Origin of the sequence: Streptomyces sp. N35 (assembly GCF_016464295.1) — a bacterium.
Lineage (GTDB): Bacteria > Actinomycetota > Actinomycetes > Streptomycetales > Streptomycetaceae > Streptomyces.
This window is the reverse complement of the sequence record NZ_JAEIMH010000008.1, coordinates 55,975-63,877: the sequence shown is the minus strand read 5'-3', so window position 1 is coordinate 63,877 and position 7,903 is coordinate 55,975. Positions and strand designations below refer to the sequence as shown.

The window sequence follows — 7,903 nt, the reverse complement described above, 5'->3', positions numbered from 1 at the left end:
CTCCCCCGGGGCGCGCGACCCCCCCCCGAGGAGCCGGCTCGCCGGGCCGCCACCCGGCGAGCCAACGCCCGTCCTGTCGGGGCGGGCCAACTCCCGTCCTACGAGGTCGAGTCGGCGCCCGTCCCCGCCCTACGAGGTCGAGTCGGCGCCGGTCCTACGAGACCGGGTCCGCGCCCGCCCTACGAGACCGGGTCCGCCTCACCCTCACGCTGTCGCGTACGGCGCACCGCGTACCAGCCGCCCGCGACAAGCAGCGCGGCCGCACCGGCGAGCGACGCGACGGTCACCCCGGTCGAGGCGAGCGAGCCGGGGCCCGGGCCGCCCGTACCCGTACCGCCGACGGAGCCCGCCGAGGATCCGCCCGTGGAGTCGGAACCGCCGGCCGAGTCCGGGCCGCCCGACCCGGAGCCGGCACCGCCCTTGAAGTCCACCGGGACGCGTACGTCCGCGGAACGGTCGGCGGCCGCCGTGTGATCGGCGCGCGTGACGACCGCACAGCGGGTCTTCGTGCAGTCGGTGTACTCGTCCTTGGCGTCCACGGTCAGCTCGACCTCGAACGAACCGTCCGCGCCGAACGGCTGGGTGGCGTCCTCGTGGCCCGCGGGCGGGTCCGAGTCGATCCAGGCCGATGCGCCGCCCTTGCCGGTCATGTCGGCACCGCCGACACAGGGAGTGGGGACCTCACCGGCGCCGTTGTCGACACAGAGGGCGACGTAGATGCCCTTGTGCTCGTCGTAGCCGGTGCCGGAGACCTTGATCTTCTGGTCCTCCGCGGCGAGTTCACGCACCGGCGTCACCGTGAGCTGCTGGCCCTCGGGTCCGCCGGCCGTGCCGGTGCCGTTGGGCTCCTCGCCGCCGCTGCCGCCGGTCGTGCCGCCGTCGCCCGAACCACCCGTCGTGGACTCGGCGTCGACGGTGAGTGTGGCCGCGGCGGTACGGGTCGTGCCGGCCGCGTTCTTGAACTCGGCGCGGTACCGGTAACCGTCCTGGGCGGCCTTCGCGGCGAAGTCCAAGGTGCCCGTGCGCGCGCCCTCGACGTTCTTCCAGGTCTGGCCACCGTCGGGGCTGACCTGCCACTGCACGGTCGGTTCGGGCTCGCCCTCGGCCTTCGCCGTGAGGGTCACGGCGTCGCCGGACTCGACGGAGAGGTCCTGGGGGGCCTGGGTGATCCTGGGGGAGGTCCGGCGCACATAGCGGGTGACCGTGCCGGCCGGATCGCCGACGTACAGGACCGCGCCGCCGTCGGTGGTTTCGACACTGGTCGAGGTCGAGGCGCTGATGAAGGGGAAAGTGACCGGCTCCGAGATCTCCGTCAGCTTCTCCGTGTCGTACGTCATCACCGAGTCGGTGCCGTCGGCAGCAGGGTTGTTGGACGGGTGCGGGTCGCGCCAGGCCACCGCCGCGCGGTCGCCGGAGAAGGCGGCGTCCTGCGGGTGGTCGACGCCGTCGCCGGCCACCTTCCCGATGAGCTCCCCGTCCTTGCTCAGAACGTGCACATCAGTGCCGTGGCTGTACCAGACGGAGCCGGTGGCCGGGTCTACCTCGATGAACCGCTCGTGCTCGCCGGTGGCAGGGACATCGACGGTCCTGTCCACCTCGAACGTGTCCGTGTTCACGCGGTACACGCGCTTGTTCCCGGTGGCCCCGCCGTCGGCGAACCACACGGCCCTGCGCTCCTTGTCGAAGGCGAACCGGTTGCCGCCGGGGAGCGTCAGGGTCCGCCGGACGACGCCGGTCGCGGTCTCCACCTCGCTGAGCTCGGAGCCCTGGGCGATGAGCGTGCTGCCGGCGCTCGGCCCGGCGCTGACATCGTGCACGGTGGTGCCCGGGAGCCAGACGCCGGAGGCGTTCTCGTCGCCGTCCTTCGCCGTGCCCAGGCCCCTGACGAAGTACTGGAAGACCACACCGTCACCGGCGAGCGGCCCGGCGAAGCGGTAGACGGTCATCTCCCTGATGTCGCCGTTCGCCCGGGGGCCCTTCTGGATGTGGTCCCTGACCGCGCCGGTGGCGGGATCGAGCACGTACAGGCCCGACTCGTTGACGTCCGCGGTGTCGGGCACGTTGTCGGAGCCCACGTACAGCTTCTTCGACTCCGGGTGGACCAGGAGGTCCCGGGGCACGCCGGCTGTCCTCGTCCGGAACGTGTCGTCCGCCTGGTAACTCACCGTCCCCTCGGGGACGTCCACGCCCTCGCCGGGATCGACCGGGCCCGCGCCCTTGAACGTCACCGGGATCCGGACGTCCTGCGACCGGTCGCCGGCCGCGCGGTGGTCGACGCGGGTGATGACGGAACAGGTCACCTTCGTGCAGTCGAGCCCGCTGTCCTTCGCCTTGAGCTCCAGATCGACGGCGAAGGAGCCGTTCGCCCCGTACTCGGTGGCGAGTTCACCGGCGTTGGAGTCCCCCTTCGGCACGATCCACGCCGAGGACTTCGCGCCGCCCGAGGTGGCCGCGCCGCCGACACAGGGGCTGGGCACGCGGTCGTCGCCGTTGTCCTTGCAGAAGGCGACGTAGATGCCCTTGGACTCGTCGTACCCCTCGCCCGTGACGTGGACCGTCTCGCCGGCCGGGTCCAGGTCGGCGGACTTGGCGACGGTGAGCTTCTGGCCGCTCCTGCCGAGCCCGGTCCCGGCCGGGTCGGCGGCGGCCGCGGGGCCGGAGAGCGTCAGGCCGGTGACGGATCCGCCGAGCACGAGCGCGGCGGCGGTCAGGGCGGCGGCCGTACGTCTACGACGGTTGGGGCGCCGGCCGGTTGGCGTGGATATCGATGTCATGGGTTCCTCGTCGAAGGCGGACGTGCGGGCGGCGCACGTGGGTGTGGCGCACGTGGGTGTGGCGCACGTGGGTGTGGCGCACGTGGGTGTGGCGCACGTGGGTGTGGCGCACGTGGGTGTGGCGCGGGGTCCGAGCGTGACTCGGACCCCGCGCCGGGGGCGATGCGGGACTGCCGGACGAGGTGGGGGGACTCCGGAAGTCCGGTGGGACTACTCGAAGGTGACCGGGACCGCCACGTCGTACTTGCGGTCCTCGGCGTCGAAGTGGTCCGCCTTCGTGAAGATCGCGCACTCGTCCACGGTGCAGTCGACCTGGTCGTTGATGACGGGGTGCACGTAGATGTTCGCCGAGAAGGAGCCGCCCGCGGTGAACTTGGAGCTGTTGGCCACGGTGCCGCCGAACAGGTTGTTCACCCAGTGCGAGGCGCCGGTCGTGCCGGTCTCGTCCTGGCCGCCGAGGCACGGACCGGGCTTGGCGCCGGCCGCCGGTATCTTGCACAGCGCCACGTACACGCCCTGCGCGGTGTTGTAACCGCTGCCGGTCACGGTGATGACCTCGCCGCTCGCGCTGAGGGTGTCCGGCGCGTTGAGCGTCAGGTTGTACGTCGTACCGCCGTCGGTGACGGTGCGGGTCGCGGTCGCCGCCGAGGCGGAACCGGCGAGGCCGACGGTCAGCGCGGTGGCGGCGAGGGCGGGGACGCCGATCCGTACGGAGGCACGGGAAAGCAGAAGCGCACGCATGAATACGAGCACCTTTCACGTCATGAGCACCGCAGGGGTGGCGGCACTTAGGTAAGGCATACCTAAGCCGAGCTTTGTTCATGTGTCAATCGCGTGTGCGGGCACCTCCCGCGTGCCACAACTCCCTTGCTCCCCTGCCGTCTTGACCCGCCGCCGCCCGGCGCTCACTCGTCCTCGAGGCGCCAGCTGTGCACCCATTCCGGGACGATCTGGATCACTTCCTGACTGAAGTGCGCCCCCAGTTCATGCGGCCCCACGAGGAGTTCCGCGACCCCGCGGATCTCGACCCCGCGCACCTTCCACGGGCGCACACTCACGATGTCGTCGACGACCAGCGAGATCCGCGGATTGCCCTGCAGGTTCCGCCACTTCTTGGACTCGCCCATCGCGAATCCGCCGATGAGGATCGAGTCGTCGTCCTGGAGGAAGAACCCCACGGGGTTGGCTTGAGGCTGGCCTTTCCGGTCGACGGTCGCCATCCGGCCGAGATGCTGGCTCTTGAGGTACGCGCGCTCGACAGCGCTGAATCCGGTCATGAGCCGACCCTCGCACCGCGCAGGCCGTCGCGCATCGGGCATCCGCCCGACACGGGCCCTAGGTCCGAGGAACGAGAGCGCGCGCGCCGACTACCGCGCCACCCAACCCCGTTCGTACGCGTGCCAGCCCAGCTGCAGCCGCGTCGTGACCCCGGTCAGTTCCATCAGACGCTTCACGCGGCGCTGCACCGTCCGCAGCCCCAGGTCGAGTTGCTTGGCGACGCTCGCGTCCGTGAGACCCGCCAGGAGCAGGGAGAGGATCTCGAGGTCGGTGGCGTCCGGGCCGTCGGACTCCTCGGCGTACAGCGCATCGTCCTCGCCGAGCCGCAGCGGCAGCGCCTCGCGCCATACGGAGGAGAACAGGCCGTAGAGCGACTCGAGCAGCCCGCTCGCATGCACCACAAGGGCCGCGGGCTCCGCGTCGCGTGAGGTGAGCGGGACCATGGCCAGGGTGCGGTCGGCGATGACCAGCTTGGTCGGCACCCGGTCCACGACCCGTACCTGCTCGTCGCGGCGCAGGGCCGTGGAGAGTTCGAGCAGTCCCGTCGGCAGATCGAGCACCGCCCGCTCGACGATCACGCGATACGCCACGCCACGCGCCGTCGCCTGCGCCTCGGCGTTGTTGTCGTACCCGGACACCACCGTCGGGCGCCCGGTGACCAGCGCGCAGACCTCCTGGGCCGCGCCGAGCTGGAGCTGGAGGAAGCGCTGGGCCACCGCGCCCGCACCGGTGACGACCTCGACGAGATCGTGCACGGACGGCTCGTCGACCTGGGCGCGGTACTCCTCGGCGAGCAGCGCCGCCGCCAGCTCGGCCTGCTCCAGCTCATGGCGCTGCTGGGTGAGCAGGGCACCGAGCGCGACGCCCGGGGGAGCGGCGACCCAACGGCCCTGGCGTGCGGTGGACTGGGCGGCCAGACCGTGGTGTTCGAGCCGGCGCAGCGTCCGCTCGGTCTCCACCTCGGCCAGCGCGAGCCGGTGCGCGAGATCGGCGACATCGGCCGCGCCGAGCATCACGAGCGCGCGGTAAGCCGTCTCCTGCGCCTCGTCCAGACCTATGGCCCCCAGCATTCGCGCTTACCCCTCACCCACGTACAGATCCAACCCCCGACCGGATACGGCCCCTCCGCCTGACCGGTCCACGGCCACGTACGCGACCGCCGGACAGACCCCTCCGTGGCGGGAAAGAGCCACGGCGGGAACCCGCCCGTCCACATCATCCCTGCACCAGGGGCCTCTCTGCCAATGTGTCGCCACCGCAGTTCCATGTGAGGGAGAGGTATGCGCCGGATATCCCGAAAGGCCCTGGGGGTGGCCACCGCCGCCACGCTGGCCGCAACTCTGGCGACGCCTTCCGCGGCGGCGCCGCGGCAGGAGGACCGGCCGCTGGTCGGCAGCCAGGCCGCACGCTCCGAGGTGCAGGGCGCACAGCCGCGCACCGTCACGTTGATCACCGGTGACCGGGTCCTGGTGACGACGAACGGTGCGGGCCGCAGCGCCGCCACCGCGCTGCCGCGCGAGGACGGCACGGTGCCGTTCCTGCAGACCCGCGAGAGCGGCAAGGACCTGTACGTCTATCCCGAAGGCGCCACCGATGCGCTGGCCGCGGGCAAGGTCGACGAGCAGCTCTTCAACGTCACCGCCCTGATACGCCAGGGCTACGACGACGCGAGCGCCAAGTCCCTTCCCCTGATCGCCTTGTACGACAGGTCCGTGGCCCGCTCCGTGCCCGCCACCCCGCGCGGCGCCGAGCGTGAGCGCGTCCTTGACGTGGTCGACGGTGTGGCGCTGAGCGCCGACAAGGAGAAGGCCGCCGACTTCTGGGCCGACCTCACCAGCCCCAGATCCCGGGCCGGCAGCGACCTCGAGAAGCTCTGGCTGGACGCCAAGGTCGAGACGACCCTCGACAAGTCGACCCAGCAGGTGCACGCCCCCGAGGCCTGGGCCGCCGGCTACGACGGCAAGGGCACCAAGGTCGCCGTACTCGACACCGGCACCGACGCCGAGCACCCCGACCTCAAGGGCCGCGTCACCGAGCTGAAGAACTTCACCGACTCGGACACCGCCGAGGACCGCGACGGCCACGGCACCCACACCATCTCCACCGTCGGCGGCTCCGGCGCCGCGAGCGAGGGCAAGAAGAAGGGCGTCGCGCCCGGCGCCGAACTGCTCAGCGGCAAGGTCCTCGACGACTCCGGCAGCGGTCTCCTCTCGTGGATCATCGCGGGCATGGAGTGGGCCGCCGTGGACGCCAAGGCCGACGTGGTCTCGATGAGCCTCGGCACCAGCGACCCCAGCGACTGCGCGGACCCGATGAGCCAGGCGACCGAGGAACTCGCCCAGAAGACCGGCACGTTGTTCGTGATCGCCGCCGGCAACATCGGCCGCGCGGGACACAACACCGTCTCCTCACCCGGCTGCGCCCCGAGCGTCCTCACCGTCGGCGCCGTCGACCGCGAGAACGTCTCCGCCGACTTCTCCAGCCGCGGCCCGGTCCTCGGCACCCACACCCTCAAGCCCGAGATCACCGCGCCCGGCGTGGCGATCTCCGCCGCGAACGCGGGCGGACGCGGGGACTTGGCGTACCAGTCCATGAGTGGTACGTCGATGGCGACCCCGCATGTCGCCGGCGCCGCCGCGATCCTCAAGCAGCGCCACCCCGACTGGAGCGGGCAGCAGATCAAGGCCGCCCTCGTCTCCTCCGCCGACACGGACGTCACGGGAGACGTCCGTGAGACGGGCGGCGGCCTGCTCGACGTCAAGGGAGCCGTCGACCAGCAGGTGATCTCCTCGCCGACGCTGCAGGCCGGCACCTTCAACTGGCCGCAGGACAACAGCGACCGGACCACCGTCGACGTCCCGTACACCAACAACTCCGACCAGCCGGTCCGTCTCGACCTCGCCGTCGAAGGCGTCACGGGCAACGACGGCACGCGCGTCCGCTCCACGGTCGCGAAGTTCGACAAGCGCTCCGTGACGGTGCCCGCCGGCGCCACGGTCAAGGTCCCGCTGACCATCGACCCGACCGCACGCCTGGCCGCCAACCAGTACGGCGACCTCACCGGACGGGTCGTCGCGACCAGCCGCGGCACCACCGTCTCCACGCCGTTCGCGCTCTACATCCAACCCGAGACCGTCACCCTGCGGATCAAGATGATCGACCGCCTGGGCAAGCCCGCGGACGGCGCCTCCTCGGTCGACGTGGTCTCCACCGACGTCCACAAGGGCGAGCGGCGCTTCAACGAGGGCGCCACGGACCTCACGTACGAACTGCGGGCCGGCTCCTACTTCCTGACCGGCTACCTCACCACCCCCGACGCGGGCGAGGGCGCCACGGCCACCGACTCCCTCACCTATCTCGCGCGCCCGGAGATCGACCTGCAGCGCGACACCACCATCGTCCTGGACGCCCGCAAGGCGCACCGGCTGTCCGTCGACACCGACCGCCCGATCGAATCGCGCGGCGCCACCCTCGAGTTCAGCCGCACGTGGGGCGAGAACTGGTGGCACGGCGGTACGGCCTCCGGCGGCCGCACGATCCGCTCGTACTACGCCTCGGTCGAAGGCCGCGCGGACGACGGCGAGTTCGAGTGGGGCAGCCACTGGCGGGCGGCGGCACCGCTGCTCGACGAGCTGAAGGTCGAAGGCGGCCCGGTGCTGCACCCGACCACGGCGTCCACCACGTCCGTGAACCTGGACGGCACCGGCAAGGCGCAGCTCGTCGACGCCAAGTCCGGTACGCCCGAGGAGCTCGCGGCCGCCGGCGTCAAGGACAAGATCGCGATGGGCGGGCTTCCGGCGGGCAGCACCTCGGTGGGGGCCGTGGTGCGCAACGCGCAGGAAGGCGGCGCC

5 protein-coding genes are annotated in these 7,903 nt (G+C 71.6%); 1 reads left to right on the top strand and 4 read right to left on the bottom strand.

The genetic code is table 11. The annotated features are described in order from the left end of the window. Positions 1-179: 179 nt before the first annotated feature. The 4 genes from JAO81_RS06770 to JAO81_RS06755 form a co-directional block, all read right to left on the bottom strand. Complete coding sequence (locus tag JAO81_RS06770; protein ID WP_199546849.1) at positions 180-2,774, bottom strand: immunoglobulin domain-containing protein; 2,595 nt, start codon at positions 2,772-2,774, stop codon at positions 180-182. Positions 2,775-2,984: 210 nt separating this feature from the next. Next, the gene (locus JAO81_RS06765; RefSeq protein ID WP_199546848.1) at positions 2,985-3,515 is read right to left on the bottom strand and encodes a hypothetical protein; all 531 of its coding nucleotides are present in this window, start codon (positions 3,513-3,515) and stop codon (positions 2,985-2,987) included. A 164-nt stretch (positions 3,516-3,679) separates the two neighbouring features. Beyond that, positions 3,680-4,051 (bottom strand): PPOX class F420-dependent oxidoreductase, encoded by a 372-nt coding sequence (locus JAO81_RS06760; RefSeq protein ID WP_199546847.1) that lies wholly within the window; start codon positions 4,049-4,051, stop codon positions 3,680-3,682. A 90-nt stretch (positions 4,052-4,141) separates the two neighbouring features. Next, positions 4,142-5,122, bottom strand: coding sequence for a LuxR family transcriptional regulator (locus tag JAO81_RS06755; protein WP_199546846.1), 981 nt, complete (start codon positions 5,120-5,122; stop codon positions 4,142-4,144). Between the two features lie 210 nt (positions 5,123-5,332). On the opposite strand from JAO81_RS06755, the gene JAO81_RS06750 reads away from it, so the two are divergent. Beyond that, positions 5,333-7,903 (top strand): S8 family serine peptidase (locus JAO81_RS06750; protein ID WP_199546845.1); only part of this gene is annotated, 2,571 nt, incomplete at its 3' end.

What these genes read in the sequence shown, in the direction of transcription:
- JAO81_RS06755 (WP_199546846.1), bottom strand. Translation starts at nt 5,122, where the DNA reads ATGCTGGGGGCCATAGGTCTGGACGAGGCGCAGGAGACGGCTTACCGC.
- JAO81_RS06765 (WP_199546848.1), bottom strand. Translation starts at nt 3,515, where the DNA reads ATGCGTGCGCTTCTGCTTTCCCGTGCCTCCGTACGGATCGGCGTCCCC.
- JAO81_RS06760 (WP_199546847.1), bottom strand. Translation starts at nt 4,051, where the DNA reads ATGACCGGATTCAGCGCTGTCGAGCGCGCGTACCTCAAGAGCCAGCAT.
- JAO81_RS06770 (WP_199546849.1), bottom strand. Translation starts at nt 2,774, where the DNA reads ATGACATCGATATCCACGCCAACCGGCCGGCGCCCCAACCGTCGTAGA.